The 20137-nt window shown below is 28.3% G+C and carries 17 protein-coding genes and 3 pseudogenes; 16 read left to right on the top strand and 4 right to left on the bottom strand.

What is annotated here, in order from left to right:
* Positions 1–14: 14 nt before the first annotated feature.
* Both B5D11_RS04370 and B5D11_RS04365 read left to right on the top strand, forming a co-directional pair.
* Positions 15–899, top strand: a complete 885-nt coding sequence (locus B5D11_RS04370; protein WP_078681838.1) for a carbohydrate ABC transporter permease — start codon at positions 15–17, stop codon at positions 897–899.
* Entirely contained in the window at positions 899–1735 is an 837-nt protein-coding gene (locus tag B5D11_RS04365) for a carbohydrate ABC transporter permease (RefSeq protein ID WP_078681837.1), read from the top strand. Before B5D11_RS04370 ends, B5D11_RS04365 begins: the two co-directional genes overlap by 1 nt.
* 108 nt (positions 1736–1843) lie before the next feature.
* Here the strand turns inward: B5D11_RS04365 and B5D11_RS04360 are convergent, their stop codons facing one another.
* On the bottom strand, positions 1844–2791 hold the full coding sequence (locus B5D11_RS04360) for an L-lactate dehydrogenase (RefSeq protein WP_078681836.1): 948 nt from the start codon (positions 2789–2791) through the stop codon (positions 1844–1846).
* Positions 2792–3164: 373 nt separating this feature from the next.
* Here B5D11_RS04360 and B5D11_RS04355 point away from each other — a divergent pair, with 373 nt between their 5' ends.
* From B5D11_RS04355 to B5D11_RS04325, 8 genes and pseudogenes are all read left to right on the top strand, one after another.
* Positions 3165–3566: a bacteriohemerythrin gene (locus B5D11_RS04355; RefSeq protein ID WP_078681835.1), complete on the top strand. Its 402-nt coding sequence runs from the start codon at positions 3165–3167 to the stop codon at positions 3564–3566.
* 62 nt (positions 3567–3628) lie between these two features.
* Positions 3629–4423 (top strand): thymidylate synthase, encoded by a 795-nt coding sequence (locus tag B5D11_RS04350; protein ID WP_078681834.1) that lies wholly within the window; start codon positions 3629–3631, stop codon positions 4421–4423.
* Positions 4424–4918 (top strand): dihydrofolate reductase, encoded by a 495-nt coding sequence (locus tag B5D11_RS04345; protein ID WP_078681833.1) that lies wholly within the window; start codon positions 4424–4426, stop codon positions 4916–4918.
* Between the two features lie 188 nt (positions 4919–5106).
* Positions 5107–5871 (top strand): MurR/RpiR family transcriptional regulator, encoded by a 765-nt coding sequence (locus B5D11_RS04340; protein ID WP_078681832.1) that lies wholly within the window; start codon positions 5107–5109, stop codon positions 5869–5871.
* A 133-nt stretch (positions 5872–6004) separates the two neighbouring features.
* Positions 6005–6295 (top strand): annotated as a pseudogene (locus B5D11_RS04335) (PTS transporter subunit EIIC); the annotation flags it as partial.
* Between the two features lie 4 nt (positions 6296–6299).
* A complete protein-coding gene (locus B5D11_RS04330; protein ID WP_242942245.1) occupies positions 6300–6947 on the top strand; it encodes a family 4 glycosyl hydrolase in 648 nt (215 codons plus the stop codon).
* Positions 6910–7083: a hypothetical protein gene (locus tag B5D11_RS12525; protein ID WP_180376948.1), complete on the top strand. Its 174-nt coding sequence runs from the start codon at positions 6910–6912 to the stop codon at positions 7081–7083. Before B5D11_RS04330 ends, B5D11_RS12525 begins: the two co-directional genes overlap by 38 nt.
* Positions 7065–7175 (top strand): annotated as a pseudogene (locus B5D11_RS04325) (transposase); the annotation flags it as partial. The gene B5D11_RS12525 and the pseudogene B5D11_RS04325, both read left to right, overlap by 19 nt.
* Positions 7176–7320: 145 nt before the next feature.
* Here B5D11_RS04325 and B5D11_RS12795 read toward each other — a convergent pair.
* Positions 7321–7488 (bottom strand): annotated as a pseudogene (locus tag B5D11_RS12795) (IS3 family transposase); the annotation flags it as partial.
* A gap of 583 nt (positions 7489–8071) precedes the next feature.
* Here B5D11_RS12795 and B5D11_RS04320 point away from each other — a divergent pair.
* From B5D11_RS04320 to cutA, 4 genes are all read left to right on the top strand, one after another.
* Complete coding sequence (locus B5D11_RS04320) at positions 8072–8824, top strand: hypothetical protein (RefSeq protein ID WP_078681829.1); 753 nt, start codon at positions 8072–8074, stop codon at positions 8822–8824.
* Positions 8808–10304 (top strand): hypothetical protein, encoded by a 1497-nt coding sequence (locus B5D11_RS04315; protein WP_078681828.1) that lies wholly within the window; start codon positions 8808–8810, stop codon positions 10302–10304. The genes B5D11_RS04320 and B5D11_RS04315 overlap by 17 nt, the downstream gene beginning before the upstream one ends.
* On the top strand, positions 10291–10968 hold the full coding sequence (locus B5D11_RS04310) for an ATP-binding cassette domain-containing protein (protein WP_078681827.1): 678 nt from the start codon (positions 10291–10293) through the stop codon (positions 10966–10968). Before B5D11_RS04315 ends, B5D11_RS04310 begins: the two co-directional genes overlap by 14 nt.
* Positions 10969–11276: 308 nt before the next feature.
* The gene (gene cutA / locus B5D11_RS04305; RefSeq protein WP_078681826.1) at positions 11277–11612 is read left to right on the top strand and encodes a divalent cation tolerance protein CutA; all 336 of its coding nucleotides are present in this window, start codon (positions 11277–11279) and stop codon (positions 11610–11612) included.
* Between the two features lie 156 nt (positions 11613–11768).
* On the opposite strand, the gene B5D11_RS04300 is transcribed toward cutA, so the two are convergent.
* Together B5D11_RS04300 and glnA are read right to left on the bottom strand one after the other, a co-directional pair.
* Positions 11769–12338, bottom strand: a complete 570-nt coding sequence (locus B5D11_RS04300) for an ANTAR domain-containing response regulator (RefSeq protein ID WP_078681825.1) — start codon at positions 12336–12338, stop codon at positions 11769–11771.
* A gap of 35 nt (positions 12339–12373) precedes the next feature.
* Positions 12374–13693 carry a type I glutamate--ammonia ligase gene (gene glnA, locus B5D11_RS04295; RefSeq protein ID WP_078681824.1) on the bottom strand — a complete coding sequence of 440 codons (1320 nt, stop codon included), beginning with the start codon at positions 13691–13693 and terminating at the stop codon, positions 12374–12376.
* Positions 13694–14122: 429 nt separating this feature from the next.
* Here glnA and gltB point away from each other — a divergent pair, with 429 nt between their 5' ends.
* Both gltB and B5D11_RS04285 read left to right on the top strand, forming a co-directional pair.
* Positions 14123–18634 carry a glutamate synthase large subunit gene (gene gltB / locus B5D11_RS04290; protein ID WP_078681823.1) on the top strand — a complete coding sequence of 1504 codons (4512 nt, stop codon included), beginning with the start codon at positions 14123–14125 and terminating at the stop codon, positions 18632–18634.
* A gap of 72 nt (positions 18635–18706) precedes the next feature.
* Positions 18707–20125, top strand: coding sequence for a glutamate synthase subunit beta (locus B5D11_RS04285; protein WP_078681822.1), 1419 nt, complete (start codon positions 18707–18709; stop codon positions 20123–20125).
* The last annotated feature ends 12 nt before the right edge of the window (positions 20126–20137 follow it).

Genomic DNA, 20137 nt, shown 5'->3' with positions numbered 1-20137 from the left:
AGTGGAGGTAGCCTATGATTTCAGAAAAAAAACCGTTAAAAAAACTTGGTGAGCAAATGTTTTTTACATTTCCTACGATGTTTGTTTTTACTATTACAGTATTAATTCCTTTTATATATGGTATTTATCTAACATTTATGAAAATGGAAACAGTTATAAGCACTCCTGAATTTGGAGGACTTATTAACTATAAAGCAGCAATTAAAGATCCTCTTTTTTGGAGTTCAATGAGATTAACTGTTAAATATGTTATAATTTCAATAATACTTGTTAATGCTCTTGGATTTCTTCTTGCATATCTTGTTACTTCAGGAGTAAAGGGGCAAAACTTTTTTAGAACTTCTCTTTTTACTCCTAATCTTATAGGAGGATTAGTACTTGGATATATATGGCAGTTTATTTTTGTCCAAAGTTTACCAAGCATTGGGGAGAAGTTAGGAATTGAGATGTTAAGGCTTGGATGGCTTGGAGATGAAAAATTAGCATTTTGGGCCATAGTTATTGTTACAGTATGGCAGATGGCTGGCTATATGATGATTATTTTTATTGCAGGATTAGTAAATATTCCAAAAGATGTTATAGAAGCTTCAACTATTGATGGGGCTAATGGCTGGCAAAGACTTATAAAAATTACAATACCATTAATGAGACCGGCTTTTGTAATAACTATGTTTATGACATTAAAAAATACATTTATGGTATATGATATAAACTATTCTTTAACTGGCGGCGGTCCTTTTAACAGTACTATGATGGTAACCATGAATATAGTTAATAAAGCTTTTATTGAAAATAATTATGGTATGGGACAGGCTGAAGCAATTATTTTATTTGTAATAGTAGCTATAATTTCTGGAATTCAAGTTTATCTTGGTAAGAGAGGAGAGCTGGAAGCATAATGGCAAATAGAAAATTATTATCTAAAATTTTAACTTATATAATTCTAATAATTTCTTTTATAACATTTGTATTTCCATTCTTTTTAATGATTGTAAACTCATTTAAAAGTAATGGAGAAATATTAGAAAATCCATTTGCTTTGCCTCAAACTTACAATTTTGATCACTTTGCAGAAGTAATACAAAAAATGAATTTTCTTACCACATTTACAAACAGTCTTATAATTACTGTTATAAGTACTGCATTAATACTATTATTTTCAGCTATGACAGCTTATTACTTAGTAAGAAATAATAATAAGTTTAATAATATATTTTTTTCAATATTAGTAGCTTCTATGATAATACCTTTTCAATCTATAATGATACCTTTGATGTATATATATGGAGCTAGATTAAATTTAATTGATACTATACCAATTCCTTTATTAATAGTTTTCTATGCAGGATTTGGAAGTGCACTTTCAGTTTTTATATTTCATGGATTTATTAAATCTATTCCTCTTGAACTTGAGGAAGCTGCATTAATTGATGGATGTGGACGTAAGAGAACTTTCTTTAGTATAGTACTTCCTATGTTAAAACCAACAGCAGTTACTATTGCTATACTAAATGTAATGTGGATATGGAACGACTATTTACTTCCTTCTCTTATATTAAATAAACCAGAATTATATACTATGCCAATACAAATGAAAGTATTTAATGGTACGTATATGAACAACTGGGAGTTATTAATACCAGCATTATTGCTTACAATTTTACCTATACTTATAGGATACTTTATTGCACAAAAACAAATTATTGAAGGTGTAATGCAAGGATCAATAAAATAATTTTAAAATATAATAATAAAAAAGCTGCAGCCTAAAATAAAATTTATTTAGACTGCAGTATTTTTATATGCTATATAAAAAACTTAATTATATGTTAGTTTTATTAAATTATATTTTTGCACTATTTAATAATTCTTTTAAAGTTTTAGCAGAATATTTTAGCTTATTAAGCTCTTCTTTATTTAAAGGTACTTCTAATACTTTTTTTACACCCGATAAACCAACGATAGAGGGTATTCCAAGATAAATATCATCTATTCCATATTCTCCTTTTAAAAGAGTAGAAACAGTTAAAATAGAATTCTCATCTCTTATAATTGCTTCAACTATACGTCTTATTGCTAATGCAACTGCATAGTAGGTAGCACCCTTTTTTTCAATAATTTCGTAAGCTGCATTTTTTACTGATTTATGAATATCCTCTTTCCTTTCACCGCCGCATTTTTTGCATATATTTTTGCAAAATTCATCCATACTCATGCCAGCTATATTTGTAAGGCTCCAAGTAGCTATTTCGGAATCTCCATGTTCACCTATTATATAAGTATGAATATTTCTTGCATCAATTCCTGAATTTTCACTAAGAATATATTTAAGCCTTGAAGTATCTAAAACAGTACCTGAACCAATAACTCTTTCTTTGGGAAAACCTGAAAGCTTATAAGTTATATAAGTTAAAATATCAACAGGATTTGAGACTACAAGAAGTATTGAATTAGGACTATATTTTACTACTTCAGGAACAATAGATTTAAATATAGATAAATTTCTTCCTACTAAATCTAATCTTGTTTCGCCAATCTTCTGGGCAGCACCTGCAGTAATAATAACTATATCTGAATCTTTAGTATCTTTATAATCGCCAGCTTTTATATCAACAGGTTTAACAAAGGATACACCATGAGATAAATCCATAGCTTCTCCCTCAGCCTTATCTTTATTTATATCAACTATAACTATTTCCGAAGCAGTTCCACTCATCATTAAAGCAAAAGCAGTAGTTGAACCTACAAAACCGGAACCTATAATTGATATCTTAGTACCTTTATATCTCATAAACAAACCCTCCTAAAATTATTTATTAATAAATTACAAATATAAAATTTTAAATTTAATTTAGCTATATAGTAAAACAATAATTATATTTTATAAAAATATTTCAGTCTTGAATTATTGTTTTCTATTTAGTTTTCATGTAATAGATATAATTAATAATATCTATTAATTAATATCTATATTACAAATTAAATTATAAAGTTATAATGCTATAAATACTGTGATTATAATCAAATTATAAATAATAAAAATTTAGTTTTCATTGAAGAGTTTACCCTTTTATAAAGAAAATTATTTTATGTTTATATTGATATTTAATATCTTAATTGATATAGTTTATATCATAGTAATAAATAAAAATGGGTGGTGCTTTATGATAAAATGGGATGAAAAATATGCTTTAGGTATTGAAATGATAGATGAGCAACATAAGAAATTATTTGAAATAGCAGAAAGAGCTTATAATTTATTAAAAAATGAATTTAAAATAGACAAATACGACGACATTGTAGATATATTAAAAGAACTTAAAGATTATACTGTATTTCATTTTAATTTTGAAGAACAATATATGATTAGTATAGGATATAAAAAATACTTATCTCATAAAGTTTATCATGAAGATTTTGTTAATACTATAAACAATATAGACTTAAATAGCATTGATACTAATCAAGATGAATCTATTATGGAAATACTTAATTTTATAGTAAATTGGATAAGTGAACATATATTAGAACATGATAAATTAATAGCACTTTACAAAAAAGATTAAATTTATTTTTTACGTTGAATATATATATTAATTTTTAATATATAGAAAGGATGATTAAAACCATGAGCATTGCAGATAAACAGTATTTAAGTTTAGTTAGAGATATATTAGATAATGGATATTATGAAAAAGAAAATAGGACAGGTATACCAACATATAAGCTTCCTCATAAAATGTTTCAATTCAATTTAGAAAAAGAATTCCCTATACTTACAACAAAATTTGTTGCTTTTAAGACTGCTGTAAAAGAGCTTCTATGGATATATAAAGATCAATCTAATGATGTTAGAAAACTTCAGGAGCAAAATGTACATATATGGGATGAATGGATGAAGGAAGATGGAACTATAGGTACTGCTTATGGATGGGTAGTTAAAGAATATAATCAAATAGATAAACTTATTGAAGGTTTAAAAAAAGATCCTCAAGGCAGAAGACATATTATGAGTCTTTGGCAAATACCACATCTTGATGGTGGAACGCTTCATCCTTGTGCCTTTATGACCATGTGGGATGTAACAGATGGAAGATTAAACTGTATGCTTGTTCAGCGTTCTATGGATGTACCTCTTGGAGGACCTTTTAATATGACTCAATATGCAGTTTTGGTTCATTTAATAGCTCAAGTAACAGGTTTAAAACCAGGATTATTTACTCACGTTATAAATAATGCTCATATTTATGAAAATCAAGTAGAAGGAATGAGACTTCAGCTTACAAGAGAAAATGAAGCTTACGATGCACCTAAACTTTGGATAAATCCAGAAATTAAAAATTTTTATGATTTTACTATAGATGATATAAAGCTTATTGATTATAAATATCATCCAGCTATAAAAATGGAGGTGGCAGTTTAAGTGCTGAGCTTTGTAGTTGCTATTGCAAATAATAATGTTATAGGTAAAAATGAAGAAATGCCTTGGCACCTTCCTAATGATTTAAAAAGGTTTAAAGAGATAACTCTTTCTAAAAGCAAAACTATAATTATGGGAAGAAAAACTTTTGAATCTTTAAAAAAAATTCTTCCAGGAAGAAAACATATAGTTCTTACACAAAACAAAAATTATAAAATTGAAAATGAAAATGTAGAAGTTATATATAGTATTGATGATATTATGAAATATGTAGATTCTAATGAAGAGTATTTTGTCATAGGGGGAGCTCAAATTTTTAATAGTCTTTTTCCTTATGCAAAAAAGATATATTTAACAGAAATCTATGAAAACTTTGAAGGAGATGCCTTTTTTCCACAATATGATAAATCAAAGTGGAATATTATAGAAAGAAAAGAAGGCATGATTGATGAAAAAAATAAATATAAACATACTTTTTTAACCTTAGAAAGAGCTTGAATTAAAATGTTTTGTTATTTTTTATCAATATTTTTCATATATTAATACAAATTTAAATTATAAAAGAAAGCTGCCTATATGGCATCTTTTTCTTTACTATTTGCAACATATAATTTTATTAAAATTGTTAAGTATTGTTTATATTAAGGATACATAATAATTAAATTAATTAGTGAGGATGGAATCTTATGAAACCAGATTTAGATAAGATTATTAATAATAAAGATATAACTAAATTAGAATATCAAGTATTAGAATATATAGTAAATAATATAAATAATGTTATAAAGCTTGGGGTTAGAGGAGTTGCAAAAGAAAACTTTACATCAACATCAACAGTCATGCGACTTGCTAAAAAACTTGGATATGATGGCTTTATAGATATGGTATATAATTTTATGCCTATGATAAGTAATGAAATTAAATCTGTTCGTAAAGAAGTAGATGTTATTAAAGGTATAGATTTAGATAATCTTCTTCAGTATATATCTGATGAAGATGTAGATGATTTTGTAGATATATTGATGAATGTAAAAAATAAAGTTATATTTGTTTACGGAACTGGATTTTCAAGGTTACCAGCTGAATATTTAAGTAATAGACTTCTTATAATAGGGAAAAAAAGTATATTTTCAAGTGGTGGAGATTCTATAGGAATTTTTGAAAATCATTTAGAAGACATGCAGGTTTTAGTTGTAGTATCAAAATCTGGAGAAACTAAGCTTGTTCTTGATAAAGTAAATTCAGCTAAAAAAAGAGGAATTAAAGTGATTTCAATTACAAGAGAAATCGAAAATAGTATCGCTAGATTAGCAGACATAAGTTTTAAAATTTTTGATATGAATAAGTTAGATGATAAAAATTATTATCCAAATACTTTTTTTCCAAACGTATATATGTTTATAGAATATATTATATTTAAATATTTTAAAAAATCAGATAAATGTAAATGATAACATGTTGTTTTATGAGATAACATGTTTTTTTATGTTTGAAAACTATTTTTTTATGAAAACGATGTTAATATAATAAAACTATAAAAGTTATATTAACAATTAAAAAATAAATTAATGAGGAGGCTAATTTATGAAAAAAAAAGTTTTAGATGCAATGCAACAGTTTTCAAAAGGTATGTTTGTACCTATTCTTATTCTTCCAATTGCAGGTCTTTTAATTGCTTTGGGTAATGTACTTACAAATGTAAAGCTTGCAGCATTATTACCATTTATGAAAAATCCTATAATATACGGATTTGGAAAGATGTTGTCAGGTTCTTTAGTATCCATATTAACAAATTTAGGGCTCATATTTTGTGTTGGTCTTTCAATAGGACTAGCTAAAGAGAAAAAGTCTCATGCAGCATTCACAGCAATATTATCTTATGCAAGATATGTCAAAAGTAGATTCACAACACTCTGATCCATCATGGCTAAAGACTTGGGGAAATATTAAATACTTAGTTGAAATGTTTCCAGAATATTTACCTAACCCATATATGCAGTATTATTTATTATCTGACTATATAGTTGGTCATGCTAATAAGGTGAAAACAAGAGCGAATGAAGTTATGGAAGGAAGGGAAAAAAAATTATTTGATGCAGTTGATAAATATATTGCAACTGGGAAATTAGATAAAAATGCTTTTTATGTAGGTGTACATGGCCAATTTATAGTTGATGTTGCTATGTCATTAGCTTTCAATTTAAGAAAAAGATTTTTAGTTATAGTTGAAAATAAAGGAGCAATATCTAATATACAAAGTGATGCAATGGTTGAAGTACCAGCATATATTACTTCAAATGGACCAGAAGTAGTAAGAATTGGAGAAATACCGACTTTTTATAAAGGTTTAATTGAGCAGCAATTAGCATCAGAAAAGTTACTTGTAGATGCAGCAATTGAAGGTTCATATATGAAAGCATTAATGGCTTTAACAATGAACAAAACAGTTAAATCTGCTTTTCAAGCCAAACATATACTTGATGACCTTATTGAAGCAAATAAAGATTATTGGCCAAAACTTCAATAATAAATTAAGTTATATAATAAAGCTTTTAGTTATAAATAGAAAAAACAAAACCTCCGATGTAAAATTAGTAGTAGGTTCGCCGACCACAACTAAAGATACAAAGGAGGTATATCCAATATGGATAATAGTAGTTTAGCACATAGCAAATGGAATTGTAAATATCATATAGTTTTTGCCCCAAAGTATAAAATACAAATAATTTATGGAAAAATCAAAGCTGATATAGGAGTGGATTATCAACACTTTTTTTGTACAATTATTATTCGGTCATTTTTGCTAGACTATATTCTACAGAAGTCATATAATTTAATGAACTATGAATACGTTTATAGCTATACCATAACACGTAACCTCTTAAATCTTTTTTTTATTCTTCTAATCCTCTATCAGTATTGAATACTTTTACTTTAGTTAAATTTATATTAGTGCTCATAAATGATTCATAAACTAACTCAGCATCTTTTTTATCACCTACTGAATAACCTATTATTTCTCTGTTAAAGAGGTTGATTAATAAACATATATAATTATAATGCCATTTACCAGCAACATTAACAATGAAATGGAGGTTGAAGCAGTGGTTGAATAAGATGAAAATAGATTTCAATAAATAGATCATTTGATAAATATATGACGAATATTGTAAAAATATAGAATATGAAAATTATTGACATTTTTGTAATAGGGGGGGTAACATTATAAATGTAGACAAGTTATTTATATTACTATGATAGTACATTCATATGATACACATCCTCTATATGTCTTGTGAAATCTTGCTCTACCAAACTTACAAGCATATATAGGCATTCTGTCTACGATTCTAAAATAATCATAATGATATCCAAAACATTTTGTGAGTTTATGTCTTATTAGTTCTATGGTTTTATGCAATGGCCTACGGGTTCTGTTGAATTTAGTTTGACTACAGAAGCTTGAAAATAATTCTTTTAAATTCTTTTTGCAATAGGCAACCCAAGCATTCTCTGAATCATAGCACTACAGTTGGTAGAGTTAATGGTAAAGGTTACATAAGTTATCAAACAAAAGCAACTAGCAGTCATAGGAGACTATTCTATAATAAATAGTCTCCTATTTTAAATATTGAGACTTGGAGGAATACGATGAGGCTATACTTGAATTCTATAAAAAGACAAATGATGCCTGTGCTAATTACGAGTGTAATATATGTTGCTGCTTTATTGCTATTAATAGCGTATTATAACTCTAATAGCATGATATATTATAAAATAAGCCCATATGAATATGCTTCAGAACCAATAGACTTTTTCTTTGGATTGATTGTAAGTTTACCATTCGCCTTTGGCATATTTTTTATGAAAAAAGATAATTTTTTAGAATATGTACCTCTGCGAATGTCCAAGGGTAAATATTTATTTATACAAATAACTTCTTCAATTATAATGTGTTTTACTATGGTATTTTTAGTAAATGTTGTTGGTGTGACATTCTCTAATGTAATTGCAGATGTGATAGAGGTAGGGGATAAACCAACTTTAATGGGCTATCTTCTTGGAGAAATGCAAATGGTGAATCCCATTGCTTTTGGAATAATATGGTCATTACAAAAAGCGTTTATAGGAATATTGATTTGCTTATTTGCGCAGATATCGGCACTTTATATAGAAAATTTATTTTTAGCTTTACTTACGCCATTTGTATATGTTCTTTTAGAAAATTTCTTTACTTCAATATTAGGTTTATCAAAATACAGTCTAACAACAACATTTGTTCTAAACCGTCTAAAACCTGATGCAATGAAATTTAGTAACATATGTATGGGTATCCTTGTTTTCATAACAATTATCATAATTACTTGGGTGGTGTTAAGAGGTAGTTATGAAAGGGAAAAATAAGAGATTCATTTTTAGAATATTTAGTGAAAATAAAATTTTGCTCCTTATAAATTTTTTTGTTTTGTGTTTTATTTGTGGGCGTGAATTAAAATATTTTAAAAATATAAACATGGGAGTTTGGGGTTATATAATGATAATTCTCACAAACCATTATTATGTATTATACTGTGTACTACCAATTCTATTTATTGTTATTGCAAAACATATAAAAGGTATTAGTCAGATAGAAATCATAAGATATAGAAATTCATTCCACCAAATCAGAAGTACTGTTAATGAATACATTCAGTGGTTATTTGTATATTTTATTTTACACTTGTTAATATTATTTGTTATTGGAATTGGAACATTTGGATTGAACTTTCAATTAAAAGCCATTGATTTAACAGGTTATAATGAATTGATTTTGCTTTTAAACAAGTATATAGAAAATTTTCACAGCCCGTATATCGCTATAATTTCCATTATTTTATATTATATTTTTGGATTTATGGTATTATTGTCGTTGCTCTCTTATGTTAATTATAGATTTGGATATAAGAAAGTAATAGTTGTTTCCGTTATTGTTTATGTTATGACATTCATAGGTTTTAAAACAGAACTTAAAACAATATTACCTGTAGTTTGTTTTAATAATTTTATACTGCTTCACCATGGATTGTTTGTAAACGGTATTGCAAAATTTATATTAGTGATTTTGTTTGGCTTAGGAGTAGTAATGTTTTGCTTTGGTAAAAAAATAAAGCATTCTGGGTTTAATTCATTTATCATTACAAGAAAAGAAAAAATAATAACCTTAAGCATTGTGCTTGTTTTGATATTATTAGAAATATTTCGTAGTTTTAATATAAGAGATGTAATGTTGACCACTATGTTTGGAATAAGTGAAAACTCTATATCTTTTATAGGTTGGATGAGATTAACGATTATGTATATGCTACCTCTGTTTTTTATTGGAATTGCAGATAGTAGGGTGGAAAGATATAGTCAAGCGCCAATTTTAATTAGATTTAAGAATAAAGCATCCTTTGAATATGCATTTTCAAAGGAATATATTAAATACATTTGTTTGTATACATTGAGCTTATTCATTATAGGAAATCTGACATTTCATTTAGGAGGATCCACAAATGTTGGTGATTACCTATTTGAAACATTTGGAATTGCATTTACTAATAAAATATTAAATATTTACCTTAGTATTTTCTTTATAAATTTACTTTTTGAGTTTGTTATTTTTGAAATTTTAAATAACTTTATAAATGATGTAGGAACTGTTATTTTGATGTTGTTAGTTAAGTTTATCTTTTTCCTTGCACCACAAATAAACTATTTAAATATTAATTTTGGTATCATTAACTTGTATGATAATGTTAATTCAATCGGAAAATTGTGCTTCAAAACGAGCATTTTAATAGTAGCTATTTTGGCATATTATATCTTTTTGTATGTGAGGAGGGTAAAACATGTCAATAATTGAGATCAAGAATATATGTAAAAAATACAAGCAAAATGTCTTATATGATGATGCATCATTGCGAATTGAAGCTGGAAAAACTATAGGCATTGTTGGAGGTAATGGAACAGGAAAGAGCGTTCTATTTAAAATAATAGCAGGTTTAGAATATGCAGATGAAGGGGAAGTATATGTTAGAGGAAGAAGAGTAGGTAAGGACTTAAATTTCCCTGAAGACGTTGGACTATTTGTTAATCAACCTGGATACATTGACTTTTATGATGGGTTTACAAATTTAAAATTATTAGCTGATATACAAGGGAAGATATCTGATAATGATATAAAAACATGTATGAAAAAAGTTGGATTAGATCCAAATGATAAGACAAGAGTAAAAAACTATTCTTCTGGAATGAAACAAAAATTAGGTATTACGCAAGCAATAATGGAACATCAAGATATAATAATGCTAGATGAACCATTTAACGCACTTGATTTTCAAACCAATGTTGAAGTTTTGTCAATATTATCAAACTTAAAAAAAGAAGGTAAAACAATTTTATTAACTTCACATCAACATGAGTATTTAGAAAAAGTATGTGACGAGATTTATATGATTTTGAACAAGAAATTAGTTCATTTTGATGATAAATTGAAAAATACATATTTTTCTATTTTTACTAAATAACAATAATACAATAAACAAAAAACAATTAAGAATTGGAATACAGCAAAAAACTGATTCCAATCTTTGGAACCTTTTTAACAGATGGCTCTTTTAATATTTAGATAATGTATCCATAATATTTAATTTGGACTATCTAAGTGTGCTACGCACTAAAAACATGGAATAATAAACCTAAATATGCATAAGTAGGAATTATTTTTTATTTAGCACAACAGGTTAATTTATATTTTAAAAATTTAATATAAATTAATTATACATAAATGCTATAATTAAGTAAATTATAGAAAATGTTTGAAAGGGGTTAAAATATGGAATTTAGTTTAGTAAAAATAGAAACTTTTATACCGGAGGAATATGTTAATAACCTTCGTGAAGAATTAAACAAAATAGATGCTTTAACAGTTGACGGTATTTATGATTACTGTATGGCAGTTTCAAAGGTAAAAGGTTCTTGGAGACCTCTTAAAGATGCAAATCCTTTTAAAGGAGAAAGAGGGGAAATATGTGAAGTTGAAGAGGTAAAAGTAGAATTTACTTGCAAGAAAGAGATTTACAAAAAAGCTGTAGAAACTATAAAAAAGGTACATCCTTATGAAAAACCTGTGATTAATGTTATGCCTGTAATTACAATTGATGAGTTTTAATTAGAAAAGTTTTATATACTAATATGCTAATATAGTGATTAAAAAACTAAAAAATTTAATATTTATTAAAAACTTAATTTAAAAAATAAATATTAAGGGAAGTTAATGATTTCCCTTAATATTATGATGAACAATATTAAAATAAAGATAAAAATTTTAATAATTTCCGTAAAATTTTAAAATTTCTATTGCTAAGTCTTTTTTTGTAATTCGTCTATCCATAGCTTGTTTTTCAATAAATTTATGTGCTTGTGCTTCTGACATGTTTAAATATTCAATAAGAACACATTTAGCTCTATCAACGAACTTTATATCTTCGATTTTCTTTTGCAGCTTAGTATTTTCATCTTTTAAACCACGTATTCTGTTATGAGCAGCTGTCATTAATTTTAAAGCATTCCAAAAGATTTGACGATTAATAGGCTTTGATATAACAAATACACCAAAATCTTCTACCTTTGCAGAAACTTCATCTGCAATTTCACTTTTTACAATTAACATTACCTGCATTAAATTTGTATTTATTATATTTATTGCAAGATCCGTTCCAAATTCATCAGATAATGGGGCATTGATAATGCATAAATCAAATGTCCTTTCAATTAAAACTCGTCTAGCTTCGCTGCCATTTTTAGCTATTATCATTTCTTCATATGAATTTTTTAAAAGCTCATCAAAAAATACTTTAGTATTTTTTGAACTTGAAACAATAAGTACACTATTCATATCCCCATTCACCAACTTTACCTATTTATTCTGCCTTAAATAAATTTGAAATACATTTGTTTTTCTATATATTCATTTTCTATATTTGTTATATATTTTTCCCATTCATCAAGCTTTATAGCTAAGTATTTATCAAGCATTTTTTTATCTAAAAAATTTTTTACAAAATTGCTTTGGGATAATATATCTAGTGCTTCTTTTAAATTTTCAGGAAGAATTTTTAAATTGTTAAGTTTAGTGTGTTCTGCTGTGTATATATTAAAGTCAGTTGGCTCAGAAAGTTTAAGTCCTTTTTCTATTCCATCAAGTCCAGCGTGTAAAATAAGAGCAAATGTTATATAAGGATTGCAAACTGGATCTGGAGAGCGTAATTCTATTCTTGAATATTCATTTTTGGCAGCAGGAATTCTTATAAGCTGAGAGCGGTTTTGCTGTGACCAAGATATATATTTTGGAGCTTTAAAGCTTCCTAAGCGTGCATATGAATTTGTAATTGGATTAGAAAATGCTGTTATTTCTGATATTCTTTCAAGTATACCAGCTATGAAACTTTTGGCTTCAGAATTATTTTTGGTATTAATATCTTTAAAAATATTAACTCCATTTTTTAAAAGCGATAAATTAATATGAAGTCCACTTCCGCTTTTATTTTTTATTGGCTTAGGCATAAATGAAGCAAAAAGTCCATTTCTAGAGGCAATAGCTTTTACAACTGATTTAAATGTAATTAAATTATCTGCAGCTGTAAGTGCATCACTATATTTAAAATCAATTTCATTTTGACCGGGGCCTTCTTCATGATGAGATGTTTCTGGCATTATTCCCATTTGTTCTAAAGTTAAGCAAATTTCCCTTCTAACATTTTCACATTTATCAAGGGGTGAAATATCTAAATAGCTGCCCTCATCATAAGGAGTATCTGTAGGATTTCCATTTTCATCTTCTTTAAAAAGATAAAATTCACATTCAGCTCCTAATTTGCAAGTATACCCCATATCTGCAGCACGTTTTATAGCTTGTTTTAAAACATTTCTTGTATCCCCTTCATATTCAGTATCATCAGGGTGTTTTATATCACAAAAGAAACGAATTACACTTCCTTGCTGCGGTCTCCATGGTAAAACATTTAAAGTTGAAGGATCAGGATGCAAAAATAAATCCGATTTTTCAACATTCATAAATCCTGAAATCGCAGAAGCATCAAAAGATATGCCGCTTTCAAAGGCTCTTTCAAGTTCTTGAGGCATTATAGATATATTCTTTTGATTGCCTAAAATATCACAAAAGGCAAGACGAATGAATTTAACATCATTTTCTTTTACAAATTGTAAAATCTCTTTCATTGTATAAGTCATATTTTTATAAACCTCCTTTAAAGGATTATGTTATAATATTACAATATAAAATAATAGCGTTCACGAAATAGTATAAATTATTTCGTGAACGCCTTTGTTCATTATAATTATAATATAATATAAACATAAATTTGTCAACAAAATCCATGAAAGAATTAAACTGTAAACTTTCACTACAATATTTGTTTTTATATAAGACATACAAAATTGAATTTGTTTTGAAATTTTTAAATATAATTATTTCATTTTTTTTAAAATTAATATTTACAGATATAAAATTTAATGATACAATATTTTCATAAACAGCAAAGGCGCTGTAGGGTTTATACCTTAGGTGTCTTTGCTGTTTTTTTGTTTTATATAAATTTCATTTATAAAATAAAAATTTCAGTTGTTTTTAATGAAGTTATATAGATAGGGGGACAATATATGAATTATGAAATGGGTCTACCAAAACCACAGGGACTTTATGATCCAAGTAATGAAAAAGATAGTTGTGGAGTTGGATTTGTAGCAAATATTAAAGGTGAAAAAAGCCATGGTATTATAAAAAAAGCATTAAAAGTTCTTAATAATCTTACTCATAGAGGAGCAGTAGGCTCTGATCCAAATACCGGCGATGGAGCAGGAATTCTTACTCAAATTCCTGATGAGTTTTTTAGAATATGTTGTGAAAATTTAGGTATTAAACTTCCAAAAGATAATCAATATGCTGTTGGAATGGTATTTTTACCACGAGAACCTGCTGCAAGATTACAGTGTGAGGGCATTTTTGAAAGGATTATATATGAAGAAGGTCAAAAGGTTCTTGGTTGGAGAGATGTACCTGTTAACAACGGAGTAATAGGAGAAACTGCTAAAGGAACAGAACCTGCAATAAGGCAGATTTTTATAGAAAGTAACTGCAAAAGTAAAAAAGAATTTGAAAAAACACTTTATATTATTAGAAAGAGAACTGAAAATGAAGTAAGCAAGCTTGTAAAAAGAGGCTCTGAGTATTTTTATGTATGTAGTTTATCAAGCAGAACAATTGTTTATAAAGGGTTATTTGTAGCTCAACAAATTGGAAATTACTATATAGATCTTGAGGATATTAATTTTAAAAGTGCAATAGCAGTTGTGCATCAAAGATATAGTACAAACACTTTCCCAACTTGGGGATTAGCACAGCCTTTTAGATTTTTAGCTCATAATGGTGAAATAAATACCATAAGAGGAAATAGAAATTGGATGCATGCACGTGAAGGAGTTCTTAAGTCAGATATAATAGGAGACGATATTAAAAAAATATTTCCAATAGTTAAAAATAGCGGTAGTGATTCAGAGTCTTTAGATAATATATTTGAACTTTTAGAATGTGATGGTAGAAGTATGGCTCATGCAATGATGATGCTTATACCTGAAGCATGGAAACATGATAAAAAAATGGAAGATTACAAAAGAGCTTTTTATGAATATCATGCTTCTTTAATTGAACCATGGGATGGCCCTGCTGCAATAATTTTTTCTGATGGTGCTCAAGTTGGAGCAGTTGTAGATAGAAATGGGTTAAGACCAGCTAGATATATTGTTACAAAAGATGGATTGGTAATAGTTGCATCAGAAGTTGGAGTACTTAATATTAAACCTGAAGAAGTAGAAAGAAAAGGAAAGCTTAAACCAGGGAAAATGTTCCTCGTTGATACAAAGGAAGGAAGAATTATAGAAGATTATGAAATAAAGAAAAAAGTTTGTATGGAAAAACCTTATGCTGAAATGATTGCTAAAAATAAAATAAGATTAGAAGATTATAAAGAAACCGAAGATGACTGTATAGTAAATACTGAATGTTTGATGGAAAAACAAGGAGCTTTTGGATATACATTAGAAGACTTAAATATTATTTTAGGAACAATGGCAAAAACAGGAGCAGAACCTATAGGTTCTATGGGGAATGATACTCCTCTTGCAGTGTTATCCAATAAACCTCAGCTTTTATTTTCTTACTTCAAACAACTTTTTGCACAAGTTACCAATCCCCCAATAGATCCAATAAGAGAAGAATTAGTTATGTCTCTTATGAATTATATTGGATCTCAAGGAAATTTATTAAATAAGGGAACTTATGAAAATCCATTTATTGAAATAGAAAGTCCTGTACTCACTAATAAAGATATGGCAAAAATAAAAAATTTAAAAGATAAAAATTTTAAAAGTACAGTTATTCCAATAACATTTAAATATGATACAGGAGTTGAAGGGTTTAAAAAAGCTTTAACAAAGATTTGTGAAAGAGCATCTAAGAGAGTAAGTGAAGGGTATAACATAATTATTCTTAGCGATAAAAAAGTAGATGCTTATGATGCAGCTATACCTAGCTTACTTGCTGTAGGAGCTGTACAGCATCATCTTATAAGAGAAAAAACAAGAACAAAAGTATCTATAATAGTTGAAACTGGAGAGATGAGAGAAACAATGCATCTTGCATTGCTTATAGGCTATGGTGCTACTGCAGTAAATCCTTATTTAGCTTTTGAAACTATTGAACATATGGTTAAAGAAGGTGATATTACAGGAATTACTGCTGAAAAAGCTAAAGAAAATTATATAAATGCTTTAAATCATGGATTACTTAAAATATTATCTAAAATGGGTATATGTACACTTCAAAGTTATCATGGAGCTCAAATATTTGAAGCTATTGGGCTTAATAAAGAACTAATAGATAATTATTTTGAAGGTACTCCTTCTAGAATAGGAGGAATAGGAATAGATGTAATAGCACAAGAGGTGCTTATAAGACATAAAAATGCTTATAACAATATAAGAAAACCAATGAAAGAATTAGAAACAGGTGGACAGTATGCTTGGAGGAAAAATGGAGAATTTCATTTATTTAATCCAGATACTATATCAAAACTTCAAATAGCAGTAAGACAAGGCAGATACGATATATTTAAAGAATACACTAGTCTTGTTAATGAACAATCTAAAAATCTTTGCACTTTAAGATCTCTTTTGAGATTTAAGAAAAATAATTCACCTATTCCAATTGATGAGGTTGAACCTGTAAGTGAAATAGTAAAGAGATTTTGTACAGGAGCAATGTCATTTGGTTCTATAAGTAAAGAGGCTCATGAAACAATAGCTATAGCAATGAATAGATTAGGTGGGAAGAGTAATTCTGGAGAAGGTGGAGAAGACCGTACAAGATATATAGAAGATGAAAATGGTGATAGCAGAAGAAGTGCTATTAAACAAATAGCTTCAGCACGTTTTGGAGTAACTACAGAATATCTTGTAAATGCAAATGAACTTCAAATAAAGATGGCACAAGGAGCTAAACCTGGAGAAGGAGGGCAGCTTCCAGGTAAAAAGGTAGATGAAGTAATAGCAAAAGTAAGACATTCAACTCCAGGAATTGATCTTATATCACCTCCACCTCATCATGATATTTATTCAATAGAAGACTTAGCACAGCTTATATATGATCTTAAAAATGTTAATCCATCAGCAAGAGTAAGTGTAAAGCTTGTTTCAGAAGTAGGAGTTGGAACAATTGCAGCAGGTGTTGCTAAGGCTCATGCAGATGCTATTCTCATAAGTGGATATGATGGAGGAACTGGTGCATCTCCAATATCATCTATAAAACATGCAGGAATACCTTGGGAGCTGGGACTTTCAGAAACTCATCAAGTGCTTCTTATGAATAATCTTAGAAGCAGAGTTAGAATACAAACAGATGGTCAGTTAAAAACTGGACGTGATATAGTAATTGCTGCACTTCTTGGGGCAGAAGAATTTGGATTTGCTACATCAGTATTGGTAGCTATGGGATGTACTATGCTTAGAAATTGCCATATGAATACATGTGAAATGGGTATAGCAACTCAAGATCCTGAACTTAGAAAAAACTTTAAAGGCAAACCTGAATATATTATAAATCTTTTTACTTATCTTGCTATGGAAGTAAGAGAAATTATGGCAGAACTTGGATTTAGAAGTATAAATGAAATGGTTGGAAGAGTCGATAAACTTGAAATAAACACAGAAATTGATCATTGGAAAGCTAAATATTTAGATCTTTCGGCAATACTTTATAGACCTGATGTGCCTACTAGAATTAAACCTTATTGTGTTATGTCTCAAAATAATAATTTGCATAATACAATAGATTATAAGTTAATTCAGGTTGCAGAAAAATCTCTTAAAGAGAAAATTCCTGTAAAAGGAGATTTTGAAATTAGAAATACAGATCGCTCAGTAGGAGCTATGATTAGCGGTAAAATTGCTAAAGAATATGGACATGAAGGACTTTTAGAAGATACTATTGTTTTTAATTTCAAAGGTTCAGCAGGACAAAGTTTTGGAGCATTTGGAGCTAAAGGACTAACTTTAATATTAGAAGGAGATGCCAATGATTATGTTGCTAAAGGTCTTTCAGGAGCTAAAATAATAATAAAAACTCCTAAAAATGCAGATTTTGATCAGGATTTAAATACTATAGCAGGAAATACCATATTATATGGTGCAACTAGTGGCAAAGTATTTATAAATGGTTCTGCTGGTGAAAGATTTGCCGTAAGAAATAGTGGAGCTCAAGCTGTTGTAGAGGGCGTAGGAGATCACTGCTGCGAATATATGACTGGAGGAATTGTAGTTGTTATTGGTAATACAGGGAAAAATTTTGCAGCAGGAATGAGCGGAGGCATAGCTTATATTCTTGATGAAAATGGAGATTTCTCAGAAAAATGCAATATGGAATTTATAGAAATAGAAAAACTTCATGAAGATGAAGACATAGATACTCTTAATAAAATAATAATAGAGCACTATGAATATACAAATAGCAAAAAAGCTAAAAAAATATTGGATAATTGGGATGAGTATATAGTTAAGTTTAAAAAAGTTATTCCAACAGTTTATAAAGAAATACTTGCTTCTAAAAAACTAAAAAAGTAGTTTATATTTTAATGATGAAGTATATATTTATAAATTTTGTGTCTTGAGCATAGCGAAAGGAATGGTTGTCATATGGGAAAAGTAACTGGATTTAAGGAATATAAAAGAGAAACATCCTATAAACGCCCTATAGAAGAAAGAATAAAAGACTATAAAGAAGTTAAAGTAATGCTTCCCGAAGATAAACTCAAAATTCAAGGGGCTAGATGTATGAATTGTGGTACACCGTTTTGCAATTATGGCTGTCCTTTGGGAAATCTTATACCAGATTATAACAACATGGTATATTTAGGACAATGGGAAAAAGCTTATAAAAGATTATCTATTACTCATCCTTTCCCAGAATTTACTGGAAGAGTTTGCCCAGCTCTTTGCGAAGGTTCTTGTACTTTAGGTATTAACAGGGAAGCTGTAGCTATTGAAGATATAGAACTAGCAATTATAGAAAAAGCTTATGAAAAAGGCTGGGTTAAACCAAATATTCCAAGAGTAAGAACTGGTAAAAAAGTTGCAGTAATAGGGTCTGGACCTTCAGGATTGGCGGTTTCTGTAAAGCTTAATTCTTATGGACATAAAGTAACGGTATTTGAAAAAGATGATGCTCCTGGTGGTTTATTAAGATATGGAATTCCTGATTTTAAACTTGAAAAAAATATAATTGATAGAAGAATTTCTATTATGGAAGAAGAAGGTATAATTTTTAAAACTAATTGTGAAATAGGTAAAGACTATTCTTTAGATAGTATAAGACATAATTTTGATGCTGTTATTCTTACTGGAGGCTGTCAAGTTCCGAGAAACCTTAATATAGAAGGAAGGGAACTTGATGGAATATATTATGCAATGGAATATCTTACAGCACAAAACAGAAAAAATGCCGGAAAAGAATTAAAAGATAAATATATAGATGCGAAAGGGAAAGTTGTAGTTGTTATAGGAGGAGGAGATACAGGTTCTGATTGTATAGGAACTGCTAGAAGGCAAGGTGCAAAGGAAATTTATCAATATGAAATACTCCCTAAACCTCCTATAAGTAGAGATGATTCTATGCCATGGCCTGAATTTCCAAGAACATTAAAAACATCTACTTCTCATGAAGAAGGATGCATAAGAAAATGGTGTATTACAACAAAGAGATTTGAAGGTAAAAACGGTAAATTAACTAAGCTTTATGGAGCAGAGGTAAGATGGGATAAAGATGAAAATGGGAAATTTATTATGACAGAAATCCAAGGCAGCGAATTTGAACAAGATGTTGATTTAGTGCTTATAGCTATGGGATTTAGCAACCCAATATATGAAGGTATGCTAAAAGAACTTGATATAAAACTTGATAACAGAGGTAATGTATATACAGATGAAAATTATATGACATCTGTAAAAGGTATTTTTGCAGCAGGGGATATGAGAACTGGACAATCACTTGTAGTAAGAGCAATAAGTGATGGATTAAAGGCAGCAGAATCAGTAGACAAATATCTTATGAAATAAATATATTTATAT

This window comes from Clostridium sp. USBA 49 (genome assembly GCF_900167505.1).
In the GTDB taxonomy this organism is placed as follows: Bacteria; Bacillota; Clostridia; order Clostridiales; family Clostridiaceae; genus Clostridium_AT; species Clostridium_AT prolinivorans.
This window is presented reverse-complemented; position numbering and strand designations above follow the sequence as displayed.